Annotated in this window: 17 protein-coding genes and 1 tRNA gene; 4 read left to right on the forward strand and 14 right to left on the reverse strand. The window is 51.5% G+C overall.

The genetic code is table 11. The features are described from left to right. Nucleotides 1-235 precede the first annotated feature (235 nt). The 3 genes from JUF22_RS03145 to JUF22_RS03155 all read right to left on the reverse strand — a co-directional run bounded on the left by JUF22_RS03145 (nt 236) and on the right by JUF22_RS03155 (nt 3,319). Complete coding sequence (locus tag JUF22_RS03145; RefSeq protein WP_236000709.1) at nt 236-847, reverse strand: sugar O-acetyltransferase; 612 nt, start codon at nt 845-847, stop codon at nt 236-238. Nucleotides 848-1,810: 963 nt separating this feature from the next. Beyond that, entirely contained in the window at nt 1,811-2,281 is a 471-nt protein-coding gene (locus JUF22_RS03150; RefSeq protein ID WP_203643212.1) for a VOC family protein, read from the reverse strand. Between the two features lie 117 nt (nt 2,282-2,398). Further along, a complete protein-coding gene (locus JUF22_RS03155) occupies nt 2,399-3,319 on the reverse strand; it encodes a ribonuclease H family protein (RefSeq protein ID WP_203643213.1) in 921 nt (306 codons plus the stop codon). Nucleotides 3,320-3,594: 275 nt separating this feature from the next. On the opposite strand from JUF22_RS03155, the gene JUF22_RS03160 reads away from it, so the two are divergent. Beyond that, on the forward strand, nt 3,595-4,065 hold the full coding sequence (locus tag JUF22_RS03160; RefSeq protein WP_203637844.1) for a hypothetical protein: 471 nt from the start codon (nt 3,595-3,597) through the stop codon (nt 4,063-4,065). A 421-nt stretch (nt 4,066-4,486) separates the two neighbouring features. On the opposite strand, the gene codA is transcribed toward JUF22_RS03160, so the two are convergent. Together codA and JUF22_RS03170 are read right to left on the reverse strand one after the other, a co-directional pair. Continuing rightward, entirely contained in the window at nt 4,487-5,722 is a 1,236-nt protein-coding gene (gene codA, locus JUF22_RS03165) for a cytosine deaminase (RefSeq protein ID WP_203643215.1), read from the reverse strand. 28 nt (nt 5,723-5,750) lie between these two features. Beyond that, nucleotides 5,751-6,047, reverse strand: coding sequence for a hypothetical protein (locus JUF22_RS03170; RefSeq protein WP_203643217.1), 297 nt, complete (start codon nt 6,045-6,047; stop codon nt 5,751-5,753). Nucleotides 6,048-6,165: 118 nt separating this feature from the next. Between JUF22_RS03170 and thiD the strand changes: the two genes are divergently transcribed. Then, nucleotides 6,166-6,981 carry a bifunctional hydroxymethylpyrimidine kinase/phosphomethylpyrimidine kinase gene (thiD, locus tag JUF22_RS03175; RefSeq protein WP_203643219.1) on the forward strand — a complete coding sequence of 272 codons (816 nt, stop codon included), beginning with the start codon at nt 6,166-6,168 and terminating at the stop codon, nt 6,979-6,981. Nucleotides 6,982-7,863: 882 nt separating this feature from the next. Here thiD and JUF22_RS03180 read toward each other — a convergent pair. Both JUF22_RS03180 and JUF22_RS03185 read right to left on the reverse strand, forming a co-directional pair. Continuing rightward, nucleotides 7,864-8,043: a hypothetical protein gene (locus tag JUF22_RS03180; RefSeq protein ID WP_203643222.1), complete on the reverse strand. Its 180-nt coding sequence runs from the start codon at nt 8,041-8,043 to the stop codon at nt 7,864-7,866. Then, complete coding sequence (locus JUF22_RS03185; protein WP_203643225.1) at nt 8,036-8,731, reverse strand: NAD(P)H-dependent oxidoreductase; 696 nt, start codon at nt 8,729-8,731, stop codon at nt 8,036-8,038. Before JUF22_RS03185 ends, JUF22_RS03180 begins: the two co-directional genes overlap by 8 nt. A gap of 176 nt (nt 8,732-8,907) precedes the next feature. Here JUF22_RS03185 and JUF22_RS03190 point away from each other — a divergent pair, with 176 nt between their 5' ends. Next, nucleotides 8,908-9,669, forward strand: coding sequence for an SDR family NAD(P)-dependent oxidoreductase (locus JUF22_RS03190; RefSeq protein ID WP_203643228.1), 762 nt, complete (start codon nt 8,908-8,910; stop codon nt 9,667-9,669). Nucleotides 9,670-10,252: 583 nt separating this feature from the next. Here JUF22_RS03190 and JUF22_RS03195 read toward each other — a convergent pair. Next, the gene (locus JUF22_RS03195; protein ID WP_164511283.1) at nt 10,253-10,402 is read right to left on the reverse strand and encodes a hypothetical protein; all 150 of its coding nucleotides are present in this window, start codon (nt 10,400-10,402) and stop codon (nt 10,253-10,255) included. 108 nt (nt 10,403-10,510) lie between these two features. Then, the gene (locus JUF22_RS03200) at nt 10,511-10,828 is read right to left on the reverse strand and encodes a hypothetical protein (protein ID WP_203637852.1); all 318 of its coding nucleotides are present in this window, start codon (nt 10,826-10,828) and stop codon (nt 10,511-10,513) included. A 127-nt stretch (nt 10,829-10,955) separates the two neighbouring features. Here JUF22_RS03200 and JUF22_RS03205 point away from each other — a divergent pair. Further along, nucleotides 10,956-11,029: transfer RNA gene (locus JUF22_RS03205), tRNA-Arg, on the forward strand. Nucleotides 11,030-11,109: 80 nt separating this feature from the next. Here JUF22_RS03205 and JUF22_RS03210 read toward each other — a convergent pair. From JUF22_RS03210 to mutY, 5 genes are all read right to left on the reverse strand, one after another. After that, nucleotides 11,110-11,352, reverse strand: coding sequence for a cytochrome b5 domain-containing protein (locus JUF22_RS03210; RefSeq protein ID WP_125763463.1), 243 nt, complete (start codon nt 11,350-11,352; stop codon nt 11,110-11,112). Between the two features lie 169 nt (nt 11,353-11,521). Further along, nucleotides 11,522-11,725 (reverse strand): cold-shock protein, encoded by a 204-nt coding sequence (locus tag JUF22_RS03215; protein ID WP_024746588.1) that lies wholly within the window; start codon nt 11,723-11,725, stop codon nt 11,522-11,524. 187 nt (nt 11,726-11,912) lie between these two features. Beyond that, a complete protein-coding gene (locus JUF22_RS03220) occupies nt 11,913-12,527 on the reverse strand; it encodes an alpha/beta hydrolase (RefSeq protein WP_203643231.1) in 615 nt (204 codons plus the stop codon). 11 nt (nt 12,528-12,538) lie between these two features. After that, entirely contained in the window at nt 12,539-12,859 is a 321-nt protein-coding gene (locus JUF22_RS03225) for a hypothetical protein (RefSeq protein ID WP_203643233.1), read from the reverse strand. An 88-nt stretch (nt 12,860-12,947) separates the two neighbouring features. After that, nucleotides 12,948-14,087, reverse strand: coding sequence for an A/G-specific adenine glycosylase (gene mutY, locus JUF22_RS03230; protein ID WP_203643236.1), 1,140 nt, complete (start codon nt 14,085-14,087; stop codon nt 12,948-12,950). Nucleotides 14,088-14,781 lie beyond the last annotated feature (694 nt).

Below are 14,781 nucleotides of genomic sequence, written 5' to 3' on the forward strand. Positions count from 1 at the left end.
AGCGCGGTTCCAGGGTCGTTATCCGAGCTACCTGTACAGCGCGCTACCGTTGAATACAAATTGCTTTCGAAAATCTTCTTAAAGCGATATCCAAAGTCTATTATACGCGGTCGAATTAATTAGTAAAATCTTGCTGGACGATAAGTTTTTCCTGCGGCAAATAAACCGGTTACATGCCACGTCATGTTAGGAATCTAAGAATTTGATTAGAATTTCTAGATTCCTGAAAATGCGACTACTTTTGCAACTTATCGGGCCATTCTTGCAAAGCCTTGGCGTTACCAGTTTCACTGTTGTCGATTTCCTTGATGACGCGGGCAGGATTGCCGGCAATCACCACGTTATCCCCGAAGGATTTGGTGACCACGGAACCAGCCCCCACGACCACGTTGTTGCCCAACGTCACGCCGGGCAGAATCGTGACCCGGCCACCGAGCCAGGCGTTATCACCAATGGTAATCGGCGCACCCATTTCAACATCGTGGGTCCGCGCCATCGCGTTCAACGGGTGAACCGGCGTGTAGAGACCAATGTTGGGGCCAAAATAACAGTTGCGACCAATCGTGATTGGACAAGTGTCCAGGAAGGTCATGTCGTAGTTGCCGTAGAAGTGGTCACCGATGTGAATGTTCCAGCCGTAGTCAAACGTAAAGCTGGCTTCGACAAAGAAGTCATCCCCGGTGTCGCTGATCAGTTGCTTGTAAGCGGCATTGCGCTGCTGATTGTCTGGTAGTTGGTTCGCCGCCTGCAAGGTCTTGCGGGCCAGCACCCGCCGGTCGATCAGTTCCTTATCAAATTGGTCATAGGGTTGTCCCGCCGTCATTTTTTCGCGTTCAGTTGCCATAATTCAAATCACTCCTCTATTTCCATGATAACACTCTGCTTCTTTTGGTGTTTGGGTTCGAGGCATGAGGGTCAAGGTCAAAAGCAGTGCAGAAGCGTTCCGCCTGCGGCTGGCAGGGACCAGTACTCCTCTGGGGCACGGGGCAAGCCAAAGAGCGGTCTTGCCCCTCACTGGGAGCCTCGCAACCCCCGAGTCCCCCAGACGTCCCGTGCCCTAGGCTGAGAAGAACCCTCAGCCAATGCCACCGACACAGGAGATGGTCCCTGCCAGCCTCCGACTCCACAGATTGTGCGCTGATGTTGACTTGGCGTGAGACCGTCGAAGCAGCGTGTGGTGGGTTCGGCTATTATTGGCGCCTCAATTCTCTACAAGTAGTAGAAAATTTTTCTGACTTATTTCATCCCGTAACGTCAAGTCATCTATCCTCAACAAATTTGCTGTAACCAAAAAGTCGCCCACCAGCGTTAACTGACAGACGACCAAAAATACATATAAAATTTCAAGTAAAGACTGTCGTCACACGGCAACCCACACCTAGGAACTAACGCGTAACGGGCTAAACCAGTGTCAGCCGCAGGGGTGGGAAAACTGGGCCGATCGTGGAAGTGACCAGAGGCGAGCCAAGACTTACAAAAAGTCGCCCGCCAGTGTTAACTGACAGACGACTAAAAATACATATAAAATTTCAAGTAAAGACTGTCGTCACACGGCAGGCCACACCTAGGAACTAACGCGTAGCGGGCTAAACCAGTGTCAGCCGCAGGGCTGGTGAAAATGGGCTCAACCGTGGGAGTTACCTTAGCGGGTTCCCCGCTTAGGTAACTGCTATCTTTGAGACGTGACTTTCGGCTCAAAGTAAGTCTGGAGACCGCTTCTCAGGCTCCAGACGTGCGCCCACAGCGCCACAGCCCATTTTCACCAGCCCGAAGGCGCTGACAACGACACGTTTAATCAGCCCAGTACGCGTTATTCCGCAGTGTCAGTAGGCGCGGAAGAGACGGGCATGTCTTGTTCGCTGAGAATCCAAGTAATCCCGTAAGCATCCACAATCTGCCCCATCTTACCGCCCAACGATTGCTTGGCAAACGGACTGATGACCTTAACATCAGACTTCACCAATCGCTGATACAGCGCATCCAACGCCTTCACGCTGGCGCTATCATCCTCGTTGACCGCTAACATTAGTGAAATCAATGTGGACGATGTTGGTTGCCCCATTAACGCATCGGCACATTGAATATCTAACCCCATGATTTGAAAGCCACCGCGCATCGTCATTTTTTCCAGGTCGACCGCTGGATCTAGGCCGAACCGTTCTGCTTCTGCCACCGTTGGACTGACCCGGTAGGCATTGGTTGCGCCGAATACACTCTGATAATACGCAATGGCGTCTTTGGCATTTTCAAACTCCAAGTATGGAATTAATTTTGCTTGCATCATCGGTACCCCATTCAATACTAAATTTTTGGTAAATCCAGGCTAGTCCCTGAATTCTCGGGTCCTAGTTCCCCCAATTAGATAACCCGCACAAACTTTCTAGGTCTCATTATACCCTTAATTATCTCCAAACGGTAGGTTCCGCAAACTTTCGGCAATGTCCGCCACTGATTGCGCCGTTGTCTGATGAGACTGTGTGGTTGCACTGGACTTCGCTGACGTTGGCTTGGCTGCCGGTGTTGGCTTGGCCACTACCGATTGGGTCTTCGTCACGGGTTGTGTCTTGGTCACGACTTCATGCCGGTGCGTGACCGGTTGTTGCTCGGCATCACGGCGCATGCCATCCATCGTTTCGTTTAATAAATGATCGACGAACACGTTACCCTGGTTAGTCGCATGGCCCTTGGTCCAACGATAGTTGAGATTGCTAAATTGCGGCAACAGGCGATCCACGTCTTGCCAGAGTTCTGCATTGACCAGTGGTCCAGCACTGCGCTTCCAGCCGCGGCGTTTCCACCCGGCGAGCCAGCCCTTGTTGACGGCATTCAAAACGTACTGGGAATCCAGCACAAATAGGATGCTTTCGGTCGTCTGACCCAAGTCGACTAGCTTCTGCAGAGCGTTACGAAAGGCCATGATTTCCATTCGGTTGTTGGTCGCGCCAAATTCACCGGCGGAACCGGTCTCGATGGCATCGGGTAATTCGATGCGGTAGGCCCAGGCCGCCTTGTCAGCGTCCTTCACGTGCCCGCCAGCGACGTTCCCGGTGTTTCGCGAGCCACCATCGGTATAGACCGTGATTGTGGCTGACACGGGCGCTGAAGCCGATTTAGGCGTGGCTGTTCGACGCGTTTTGGCTGAGCGATGGGCGGGCGTTTTCACTGCACTGCCCTGCATAAAGGCCTTGGCCTCAGCCTCGGTGGTAAAACTTTTGTACTGTGCGCCAGAAAACCCGTTAACTTGCTTCTGCGTTTCCGGCCACGTGCGGTAGATGCCCGGCTGTTTGCCGCGTCTGACCGCATAGTATTTTTGTGCCAAATGTATCCCCACTTTCGAACTAATTCTTAGCTAGTTTACCATACTTTTCCCCATGGCTATTGAAATCTGCTATTACCAAATTTATGGACACGTCACCATCAGCCACCCCTCACCTAAAACTTTTTTGCGTAAATCTTAATAATCCGGAAAAACTCGTGAATTTAGAGCGTAAATTGTTTTCATAACTTTTAGATTATGCTAATCTAGAAGGTGTGAAACAATGACCGGAGAACGACCATTTTTACGATGTTTTTACTATTTTGAGGGGGTTTTTCATGAAGAATCCGATCCGTGCGACCATCATAACCGTCGACCAAGCTCGTGCCATGCTGAAGGACCAGCGTGAACAGCGCGATGAACGTTTTCCGCAACTAGCAGTCTCCGGTCAATACATCTTACCAGACTATCGGTTAACCCGTAAGCGGGAAGCCTTTAAGATTCGGCGCCACACATTTTTGAAGAAGCATTTCCGCTCCTACGTGGCGTTCGACTCCGACAACGGTCAGACCCTGTGGATTCACAACTTCCCCAGCCTGTCTGAAGCCTGCTTCTGGTTAAACACCGGCTTAAAGCCTGGCGACACCGACTCGACCAGTTCCTATCAGGAATGGAAGACCGAACACACTGCTGAAATTGAGGTTCTGAAGGAACAACTCAGAACCCAACACCACGAAAAGAAAAAGCCCGTTGCGGCGCCGAAACCAGCGACCGTAACCGTCAAAAAGACCAAGCACGTCAAAAAATAAGCGCGCATGGCAATCAAACCGTCATCCCCAGCAATTGCTAGTGATGGCGTTTTTGTTTGCCCAAAATTAAAAGACCCGTTCACCCAACCACGATGGCTAAGGTGAACGGGTCTTGTTGTATTTGTTAGGTTAATTAAACTGCGACGTTGACGGTCCTGCAGGTAGTCCAACTTGCCAATGACAGACAAGCACACCGCGAGGACCAGCCCCCGCAAGTCCACGAACTAAACCAGTATGAGCCGCAGGGCTGGTGAAAATGGGCTCAGCCGTGGGAGTTGCCTTAGCGGGTTCCCCGCTTAGGCAACTGATATCTTTGAGACTCGGTCTGTGAGGCTCAAAGTAAGTCTGGAGACCGCCTTTCGGCTCCAGACGTGCGCCCACAGCGTCACGGCCCATTTTCACCAGCCCGGAGGCACTGTGTTTAGAGATCTAAGTGAACTTGCTTAGGGTCGGTCTTGACGATGATCTTGCCGTGGTGGATCGAGTAAAGCACTTCCGACCGCTGGTTCAAAGCGTTATAGAAGTTATCATTGTTCATCACAACCAAGTTAGCTGGCTTGCCAACTTCAATGCCATAGTGGTCGGTCACGTGCATGGCCTTAGCCCCATGGGTCGTCACGAATTGGTAAGAATTCATGATGTCGTCGTAACCCATCATTTGGGTGACGTGAATCCCCATGTGCAGGGAATCCAGCATGTTACCATCGCCCATTGGATACCAAGGATCCTTGATGTCATCTTCACCGAAGGCCACGTTGACGCCGGCTTCGTTCAATTCCTTAACCCGGGTTAAGCCCCGACGCTTCGGATACGTGTCAAACCGACCGCCCAAGTGGGTGTTGATCAATGGGTTAGAAATCATGTTGATGTGTGACATTTGTAAGAGCCGCATTAATTTGTAAGCATAAGCGTTGTTGTAAGACCCCATGGCCGTGGTGTGGCTGGCCGTTACTTGGTCACCCAAGCCGGTTTCGAGGGCTAAGGTCGCCAACGTTTCCAACCCACGGGAAGCGGGGTCGTCGATTTCGTCACAGTGGGCGTCGACTAACTTGCCGTATTTTTGCGCTAATTCAACGGCAAAATGTAGGGATTCGACACTGTATTCACGGGTGAATTCGAAATGAGGAATGGCCCCAATCACGTCGACACCCAATTTGGCGGACTGTTCCATCAATTCCTTACCATGAGGGAACGAGAGAATCCCTTCTTGGGGGAAGGCAACCAATTGGAGTTCGATGAAGTCTTTGACCTCGTCGCGCACTTCAATCAGGGCCTTCAAAGCGGTCAGGCTAGGGTCGGTGACGTCCACGTGGGAACGTACGAACTGAATCCCGTTGGCAGCTTGCCGTTCCAAAGCCTGGCGAGAACGGGTCTTGACGTCTTCAATGCTCAACGTCTTCTTGCGTTCTGACCAGATCCGAATCCCATCGAAGAGAGTCCCGGATTGGTTCCATTCGGGGTCCCCCGCCGTCATCGTACTGTCCAAATGGACGTGTGGATCAACGAATGGTGGCAATACCAATTTACCCTTGGCATCAATCACCTGTTCATTATCTTTTGGTTCTAAATGGTCAGCGATGGCGATAAACTTCCCGTCCTCGATGCGAATATCTTGTGGCTGCTTTGCGTTTTCGATGTGCCCTTGTTGAATTAACATGCGCGTTAACCTGCCTCCTAAATTTCACTTAATAAAATCCCGGAATGGTCAAGCCCAACGCTAACAAGGAACCGTCCGTGACGATGCCCGCAATAACGGCAATAATTGCCACCGTCGCCGGTATCAGTGCCCATCGTGGCCCCCGTCGTGCCGAGTGAACCAACCCATACAAGCTTATCACAGTTAGTCCCAATCCGAGCGTTAAAGTCAGTGGTTCGTTGGGAATTAGCAAATAAAGCTGGTCAAAGGCCCCGGCAATGGCCACCCAACTCGCTACCGCTCCGATGAAACTCCATTCTAAAACCAGTCGCGCCCCGAAAGTCATGTGCCCCATCCCCCTTTTGCTTGTTGCTAAACTATCTGTGGTGTTTAGTAGCAATTTTTCTGCATTCTATGCTATCCTAAATCTAATCAATTTATGAAAACGGAGGTCTGATTACATTATGCTAAATTCTTATCCCCAAGCTCTAACTATCGCCGGCTCCGACAGCGACGGTAGCGCCGGCATGCAGGCTGATCTGCACACCTTCTTCGCCCGCAACGTTTATGGTGCGTCCGTCATCACCGCCTGTGTGGCGGGGAATTCTTACGGTATCCACGCGAGCGTGCCGATGCCAACAGATTTTATTGATCAAGAGTTCGCTGACCTAGCTGACGACTACCACATTCGTGCCGCCAAGACAGGGATGCTCGCCGATTCCGAACTGATCGAAGATGTGGTCAAGAATTATCAGGCCGCCGACTTTGGCCCCTTAGTGGTCGATCCCGTCATCATGACGAAGCACGGTAACCAGTTGTTAGAGGAAAGTGCCTTTAACACCCTGCGGACAAAATTAATTCCGCTGGCAACCGTCCTGACACCAAACTTTTACGAAGTTCAAAAAATTGCTGAGATGACCATTAACAGCGACGCCGACATGATTGCTGCCGCCCAGAAGATGCAGGCCATGGGTGCCAAAAACGTAGTCGCCAAGGGTAGTCACGCCGACACCAACCAGCAAGCCGTTCGGGACTACGTGCTCCTCGAGTCCGGCGAAAGCTTCTGGCTCAGCGAACCTTACCACGAAACGGACCGGGTCAACGGCACCGGTGATTCACTGTCCGCCTGCATCACGGCCGAATTGGCCAAGGGCACGCCGATGAAGACCGCCATTGCCATTGCCAAGCAGTTCGTGAACACCGCCATTGGGAGTCCGATTGAGGTGGGCCACAAGTTCGGCCCCATCAACCACTGGGCTGCCCAGCAACGCGAATACTAATTGGTTCCAAGCCCAGCCCATTTCGGCTGGGCTTTTTGTTTACTCCGGCAACAGTGAAAATGACTCGTGGTCCAGTCCGTTCCCGGCGGCGGATTCAAGACGCTCTGCTGTGGGGACCGGCGCCAGCCTGAGGAGCGGTCTGGTGCCTCGCCTTGAAACCTCGCAAAGACCGCGAATTTCCAAGGTCGTCCCGTGCTCTAAACTGAGAAAAGCACTCAGTTAAGACCACCGACACAGCTGCCCGTCTTGATCCGCCTCTGGTCACTCACAACGACCATAACATTTTCACAGTCGTGGAGCTAAACATTAGTCGCCGGCCAAATGTGCGGCTGTCACAAATGTATCCGCTTTGCTTGGTATTTTTCTTATATAAACCTATACAATACGACAATGTTAAGTTCAAAACCCAAACACCGGTATTGGTTTAGCCAATGTCAGTGGAGCTGGAGGCTGGTGGGGTGGCGAGGCCTGTGTCGGTGGTGTTAGCTGAGGTTCTTTCTCAGCCTACAGCACGGGATGAGCTTTGAGACTTGCGCCCTTCAAGGCTCAAAGGCAAGATACAAGACCGCTTCTCAGGCTTGTATCGGTCCCCTCAGGCGCTGCCACCCCACCAGCCGCAAGCGCAACAATCGTCCCAACACCTCTGCTAATCCAAGCCACACCGGTGCTAGGTGGCTGTTACCGCGGATCCGGAGGTGGTCAGATGCGAAGGCTGTGTCGGTGGTGTTGGCTGGGGTTCTTTCTCAGCCTACAGCACGGGATGACCTTTGAGACTTGCGCCCTTCAAGGCTTAAAGGCAAGCTGGAAGACCGCCCTTTGGCTGGAAGCGGTCCCCACAGCCTGAAGTGTCTGAACCACCGCAGGCGCAGCAAGAAACACCACCTACCACCGGTCTGGGCGCCAGGTGCGGCCGTCTACCTCGCCACACAACTGGTCACTTCGCCGTTCCTGCTCGCGCACCAATTCGGCTAACGCCAACCAAAACGCCCGGTCGGTGAACTTCCCCTGCTGTTCCGCTAATTTATCAATTTGAAGTTGGAGCCATTGTGCATGTTCAGTCATCTTCCTGCTCCTTAATCAGCGACAAGGTATCCGCCAAGGCATCGATATCATCTTTTTGTTGGGAAAATTCGGCTTCAATCAACCGCCCCGTCGCCTGTTGTTCCGGTGGCAATTGCTTGATCATTTCAGGTAGGCGTTGGGCAAACCAAGCCTGACGGTCGCCCAAACTATCAGGCTGCTCCTGCGTCAGATAGCGCTGGTAGTCCACGACCAATTGGAGTTTTTCGGGTTCCTCAAGGTAGGCAAACTGGTGAATGGCGAAGATGGGTAGCCAGGTCATTTTCGCCCGTTCGGCAACAGCCGCTAAGGGGGCCAAGGCCGCGTCCAACGTGATTTGCTCGGCGCCGCCCCGTTGAAAGGCCTTGCCCGGCATCCCCGTGGTCACCACGATGCCCAATTCCTTGTCGGCCAAGGGATAGCGGTGGTCACCATACACGAACGTCCGGGTCAACACGGTATCCTCCCACTGCTTGAGTCCCGCGGGGGCCGCGTACCAATACAAGGGAAATTGTAAAATGATGCGGTCGGCGTGGCGCAATTGGTCCTGTTCCTTTGCCACGTCTAAGGTTGGTTGGCTTTCAATATGCTCCCAAATAATGTCTTCATTCGCCGGCAGACTCGCCTTCAAAAATTGTTGGCTGGTCGAATCCGCTAGGTGAGGATGGGAGACTAACACAAGGGTCGTCATGGCCTCAGCTCCTTTTCTATTTTCTCTAGAACTACTGTATCACAAAATAGTGAAACGACTGAAACCAACGCCCGGTTTGTTTGGCCATTTTTATGAAACCGTTTACAAAAATAATAAACTCCTGTATAATTGCTCGCTGATCTAATGATTAACTTAATTCAAGGAGGAACACACATATGGCAATTCAGTGGGACGTACAAGGTAAGAGCGTCATCATCACCGGTGGTGCGGGCGGTATCGGCCTCGGCATGGCAACGGCTTTTGTTAAGGCGGGCGCTCAGGTTTTAATCGTCGACGTGAACGACGAACATCTTCAAGCCGCTGCGGAAAAATTAGCCGCATTCGGCACGATTGAGACGCTTAACGTGGATATTTCTACATACGAGAACGACCAGAAGATCATTGAAACGGCCATCGCAAAATTTGGCAAGTTGGACGTCTTGATCAACAACGCCCATGCTTCTCGGCAAAAGCCGTTTGACCAGCTGACCGATGATGACTTTGCGTTGTCCTTCAATACCAGCTTCAACCCAACCCGGCATTTGATGCAATTGGCTCATGAGTCATTGAAGGCCACGCAGGGTTGCGTCATCAATTTTGCCTCCGGTGCCGGCATCCGCGGTCAACAAACGCAGGCGGCCTACGCTGCGGCTAAGGAAGCCATCCGGGGATTGACGCGTGTCGTCGCCCATGAATGGGCCCCCGACGGCATTCGCCTGAATATCATTTCCCCCATCGCCGAAACTGAAGGCGTCAAGCAGTGGCATCAGGCTGCGCCAGAACAATACGACCACTTGGTCAACAGCATTCCGCTGCACCGCTTGGGTGACCCTGAACAAGATATCGGCTCTGTCGCCCTCTTCCTCGCCAGCAGCGCCAGCGCCTACATGACCGGCCAAACGCTGATGGTCGACGGTGGCGACATTCAAATGTACTAAAAGATTGCGGTTTAACTTAATATGAAGCCGTCACGCTGAGTGTTTTCTGCGTGGCGGCTTTTTCTGATGCGTATTTCTATATCCAGGGTAAGCAGAAGTCAAAAGCTGATCCAATGCATGACAGGAATACCACAATTACCCGCCGAATACCCCCAGGAACGTCGAAAATGCGTGGCTAGTATCAGTGACCAGAGGCGGATCAAGTTTCCAAAGCGAGGCGAAAGACCGTCCCTCAGGCTGGAGGCGTTCCCCACAGCAGGACAACTTGAATCCGCCGCCGGGAACGAAAACTCGTCATCCCCAAAAAAGAACGTCGAAAATGTGTGATGACTGTCAGTGACCAGAGGTGAGCCAAGGCAGCCAGCTGTGTCGGTGGTGTTGGTCGGGGTTACTTCCCGACCTAGACCACGGGACGACCTTGGAAACTCGCGCACCTCAGCGAGGTTTCAAGGCGAGGCGAAAGACCGCCAACCGTTCCCCACAGCAGGCTGCCTTGAGCTCACCGCCGGGAACGAAAATCGACCGCACTCATTTTCGACCAAAAGAAAAACGCCTAGCTGAAACACTAGACGTTACCCAAAAATTAACTTAACCGACGATTTGAATCGTCATGGAATTTGTCACGAGTTGCCAGATGTTTGCTCTTCTTACGGAAAGCATTCCGGTTATTCAGATACAACTGGCTAACCCCGGCAATCAAAATGATCATGATAATAATAGCTACTGCATGCATCACAATTCCCCCCGTCAACATTAGGTTACAAATATATTATCCTAATGTTACAGGAAGATTGCAAGTCGTGGGGACCAGTCGTTACAATTTCTTGATAATTTTAGCAATTTACTTACTTTCTGACTGACTCTTTGCGCTGCTTGACGATTTCTGTTCGGACTCTTTTTTCTCTGATTCCTTTTTCTCTTTGTGTTTCTTCTGAACCTTGCGAACCTGATCTGAAATCTGGGTTGACGGATTGACCGTCTTTTTCCCGGATAAATTAGACACTGGGTAAGCAATGAACAGGACCACGGCAGAGATAATTAAGTAACGAATATTTTTCTTGCGGTCGCCGAGCGCTTGTGTAATTTGGAAGAAATAATAGATAAGTAAAATAGCAGCGAAAAAGACAATAGCCTCGGCAACGATATGAACGACACCCAAGGGAAACCCTCCTTCTGTGATTTAGCCTAACTTTACTGGAACGACCGGTCTCTGTCAACTAACGGCGCAGAACAGTGATTGACACGGCTACGTTGCTTCTCTATAATTAAGGAGTTATTGGGATTTTGTCGCAATAGCTCAGCTGGATAGAGCAACGGTCTTCTAAACCGTAGGTCGAGGGTTCGAATCTCTCTTGCGACATCACAATTAAATGGGTTATCAAAAAGGTTGGGACCAGGTCCCAACCTTTTTCGTATCCATAAATGTTTCGTTTAAATGATTTAGTCTTCGTACTTGCCAACAACGGGTAAGTTCTTCAGAACCTTCCGGCCGTGGGGCGACTTGCCATCGATCACACTGGTCAGTTCTTGGCCGGCTAAGTTACCGTGGTGCTTGCCACCAGCCCAGGCTTCGACGCCGCTGACGTCATACACAACGCCCGCAATTGCCACGTAAGCTGGTTGGCCATCTTGACCATTAAACTTCGCTAATTCTGCTTGGTTGAAAACTTTTTCTTCACTCACACAACTCACCGCCTAATAGATTTACCCTTATCGTAAACTGAGTTGGCAAACAATACAAGTAATTCGCTTGTCAGGTGATAACCATTGCGTAAATTTTAAAATTGGACGCAAAAAAACCACTAACCGAAGTCAGTGGTTTTTTACTAAGCACGATTTAGGCTAATGTAAATTAGTCAACTACCGTAACGTTAGCAGCTTGTGGGCCACGGTCGCCTTGTTCTACATCAAGGGATACGTGTTGGCCTTCTTCAAGAGTCTTGAAGCCTTCGCTGTTGATAGCGGAGAAGTGAACGAAAACGTCTGAGCCGTTTTCCAAAGTGATGAAGCCGTAACCTTTATCAGCGTTGAACCATTTAACAGTACCTTGTTCCATAAGAATGAAACCTCCATGCGCATAGCGCAATAATATTTGCATTTGAAAGCTGGGGTAAAAAGGAGCCATTCTTATAAGAACGTCGAGCCTTTACTTCCGAACCATAAATACATTAGTCATAGAATAACAGGTATTCCCGATAATAGCAAATGCAAAGTGTCGAAATCGGCAAACTTTTTAGCGACCCCTATAAAGCATTCACTGTTAACCATGTTTGTGCCGCAAGCACCTCATGCGGCGTCAGCTGGTGAGTTCCGCCCGTTATTTCCATCGTCGTTTCCGCCTGAATCTCGTCAAAACTTTTTAAAACTTTTTTTACTGTGGCGACCGTTACCAGCGGATCATGTTCCCCCGCCGACAACCAAGCCCGATAACCAGGTCGCTGGACTGGCAACGCCACTGGTAACTGCAACGGATGGAAGAGCAATGCCGCCTGCCCCGGAATTTGCCCCGTTAGGACCCCGTAGGCAGCCATGGCCGCACCATTTGAATAACCGACCACCACCAGCCGTTCTGCGTCCCAGCGGTGCTCCTGGCAGACCTGCAGGACCTGCTCGCCCAGCCAGTTGGCCTCTTCATCGATTTGTGCCGGGTTCACGGGTCCCGCCGCCGTTTGCGAATAATATTGCCGTTGGGCGCCAATCCCCTGCCGACCCGCAATCGTGATCAGTGGGCTCTGTGGGGCCAGTCGCCGGCCAAACGTCAACATTTCCTGGTTCGTCCCGCCAGTCCCCTGCAAGAGCAAAAGTGGGGCCGCCGTATTGGCACCGGGCATCGTTTCAATTAAATCCGTTTCCGCCATCGGTCAGCCTCCTAACGTTGGACGATGATTTCAATCTGGCCCTTCTGGGGCGCAAAATTCAATCCTTCACACGTTTCCGTTAAGATTTTACCGTATTCACTTAGCACGTCCACGGGTAACGGCGTGTGTGTTCGTAAGTGTTCAATTAACTCATCGGCTGATTCTAAGTCCGCCAACGTGACAAACAGTAAGGCGTTATTGATCAAGTCATGCAACAAATCGGTCAATAAGCCATTTGGCTTGCCAACTTTATCGGTGATGACAACCTGGTTGCTTTCTACTTCCTGGTGATTTACCGAAATATGCTTCAATATATCAAAAATCGTTTGCATGCCCAGTCACTCCTTCGTAGGTTATTCCCCAAAACGACAGTCTTTTTCTAATTAACTCGATGATACTGCAATTTTGCCTGAACGGAAACTAATTCTTGGGAAATGCCTGCGGATGGCCCTGGTTTTGGTAGCGCGTCATGATTTTTTCCTGCACCTTGGGCAATGGCAACGCCCGAATCTCGGCTGCTGGCACCCATTTACCAGGGTAAAAGGTCAGTGCGGGGGTCGTCGCCAGTTCTGCGACCAGTAGCTTAACCTGCCAGCGTTGGTGGGTGTAGGTGTGACTGACGGGCTGCCCACTAACTGTTGTGAGGCTGATGGGGAGCTGATAGTCAGTGGAAAATTGTTGTTCCAGTGCCGCGATGTCCGTCTCTAACGTGGGGGTATCCACCGGCACGGCCTCGCGAAGCCCTGCCTGAATCACCAACGGAAACGTCCAGTACCCCGTCAACATTTGGTTGGCATCCCGCTGAACCATCAGGTATCCCGCGGGTGAATGGACGATCAGGCCATAATAGGGCATCAATTTTGGCCGCGGCGCCTTGGTCTTCACTGGAAACTCGTCTACCCGGTCTTCCCGGTAGGAGGCGTCAAACTCGCGGACCGGTGAATGAGCCGGATCAGAATTTTTCGCCGTCATGTAGCTGGAACCCAGGTCCATGATGGCTTGGTTAAAGGCGCCCGGCCGCTCTGGGTCGACGATGGGCTGAATCACCTGCTCAAAAATTTTCCGTGTCTGGGGCTTGGCAATATCATCGTCAATCAGTAACAGCCGCGAAAAAACGCGAAAGGCATTACCATCGACCGCTGGAACCGCCTCGCCAAACGCAATGCTGGCAATGGCGCCGGCCGTGTAGGGGCCGATGCCGACTAAATCAGCCAAACCAGCCGCCGTTCGTGGCCATTCCCCGTGATAGTCAGTCACCAACTGTTGTGCCGCGCGTTGTAGATTCCGCGCTCGCGAATAGTAGCCAAGTCCCTGCCAGGCCTTCAAGAGGTCCGCCTGCTCGGCATTAGCCAACGCCGTAACCGTGGGAAAGGTCGCCATAAAATTCTCGTAATACGGAATCACCGTATTGACCTGCGTCTGTTGCAGCATAATCTCGCTGACCCAAACGTGATAGGGCTCGTGATCCCGCCGCCATGGCAGATTCCGCCCCTCTTGATCATACCAAGCCAACAACGTCCGGCGAAATTCCCGGATGGTGGCTGCCGACCATTTTTCCATCAGCTGACCCCTTCTTCCGTTCTAATTTACGAAACCTTTTTCCTATTTTAGCGAATTCGCCCACCCAGAACAAGTAAAGCTTGACGTCCCCCCACGACTCCCCTATCATCAGTGAGGAATGACAACATAGGTAGAAACACCGACAAGGTTTACTGCCGAGTGGACCAATGATCGTTGACTCTCGATAGGTAATCGTCTAAGACTTGACTGCTTAGTTACATCGAGAGTCAAACCAATTTCAATTGCCTACAGCTAATCCAATTAAACAATCCGTAAACATTAAGGCATCAAACACAAAAAACTGAATGGATTAAACCCGTGTCAGCCACAGGGGTGGTGAAAACTGGGTCCATGAGCTCAGTGTCAGTGACCAGAGGCGCGCCAAGGTGCCCGGCTGTGACAGTCCACCGGCTCTGACTCAGCAGTAACTATCTAAAACAAATTGAACCAGTACCCCCCACAGAAAACAAACACACAAAGCTGAACGGATTGAACCCGTGTCAGCCGCAGGGCTGGTGAAAATGGGCCACGTGGTCAGTGTCAGTGACCAGAGGCGCGCCAAGGTGCCCGGCTGTGTCGATGGTCTTAGCTGAGGTTTCTCACTCAGCTTAGCCCATGGGACAACCTTTGAGACCGCCCCTCAGGCTCAAAGTTGAGGTGGAAGCCCGCTTCTCAGGCTGGAACCGGCCCCACA

It is taken from the genome of Levilactobacillus lanxiensis (genome assembly GCF_016861655.1).
Taxonomy (GTDB): Bacteria; Bacillota; Bacilli; order Lactobacillales; family Lactobacillaceae; genus Levilactobacillus; species Levilactobacillus lanxiensis.

Coding starts and splice junctions, on each gene's coding strand:
- JUF22_RS03150 (WP_203643212.1), bottom strand. CDS start 2,281: ATGCAAGCAAAATTAATTCCATACTTGGAGTTTGAAAATGCCAAAGAC.
- JUF22_RS03160 (WP_203637844.1), top strand. CDS start 3,595: ATGAAGAATCCGATCCGTGCGACCATCATAACCGTCGACCAAGCTCGT.
- codA (WP_203643215.1), bottom strand. CDS start 5,722: ATGTTAATTCAACAAGGGCACATCGAAAACGCAAAGCAGCCACAAGAT.
- JUF22_RS03170 (WP_203643217.1), bottom strand. CDS start 6,047: ATGACTTTCGGGGCGCGACTGGTTTTAGAATGGAGTTTCATCGGAGCG.
- thiD (WP_203643219.1), top strand. CDS start 6,166: ATGCTAAATTCTTATCCCCAAGCTCTAACTATCGCCGGCTCCGACAGC.
- JUF22_RS03180 (WP_203643222.1), bottom strand. CDS start 8,043: ATGACTGAACATGCACAATGGCTCCAACTTCAAATTGATAAATTAGCG.
- JUF22_RS03185 (WP_203643225.1), bottom strand. CDS start 8,731: ATGACGACCCTTGTGTTAGTCTCCCATCCTCACCTAGCGGATTCGACC.
- JUF22_RS03190 (WP_203643228.1), top strand. CDS start 8,908: ATGGCAATTCAGTGGGACGTACAAGGTAAGAGCGTCATCATCACCGGT.
- JUF22_RS03195 (WP_164511283.1), bottom strand. CDS start 10,402: ATGCATGCAGTAGCTATTATTATCATGATCATTTTGATTGCCGGGGTT.
- JUF22_RS03215 (WP_024746588.1), bottom strand. CDS start 11,725: ATGGAACAAGGTACTGTTAAATGGTTCAACGCTGATAAAGGTTACGGC.
- JUF22_RS03220 (WP_203643231.1), bottom strand. CDS start 12,527: ATGGCGGAAACGGATTTAATTGAAACGATGCCCGGTGCCAATACGGCG.
- JUF22_RS03225 (WP_203643233.1), bottom strand. CDS start 12,859: ATGCAAACGATTTTTGATATATTGAAGCATATTTCGGTAAATCACCAG.
- mutY (WP_203643236.1), bottom strand. CDS start 14,087: ATGGAAAAATGGTCGGCAGCCACCATCCGGGAATTTCGCCGGACGTTG.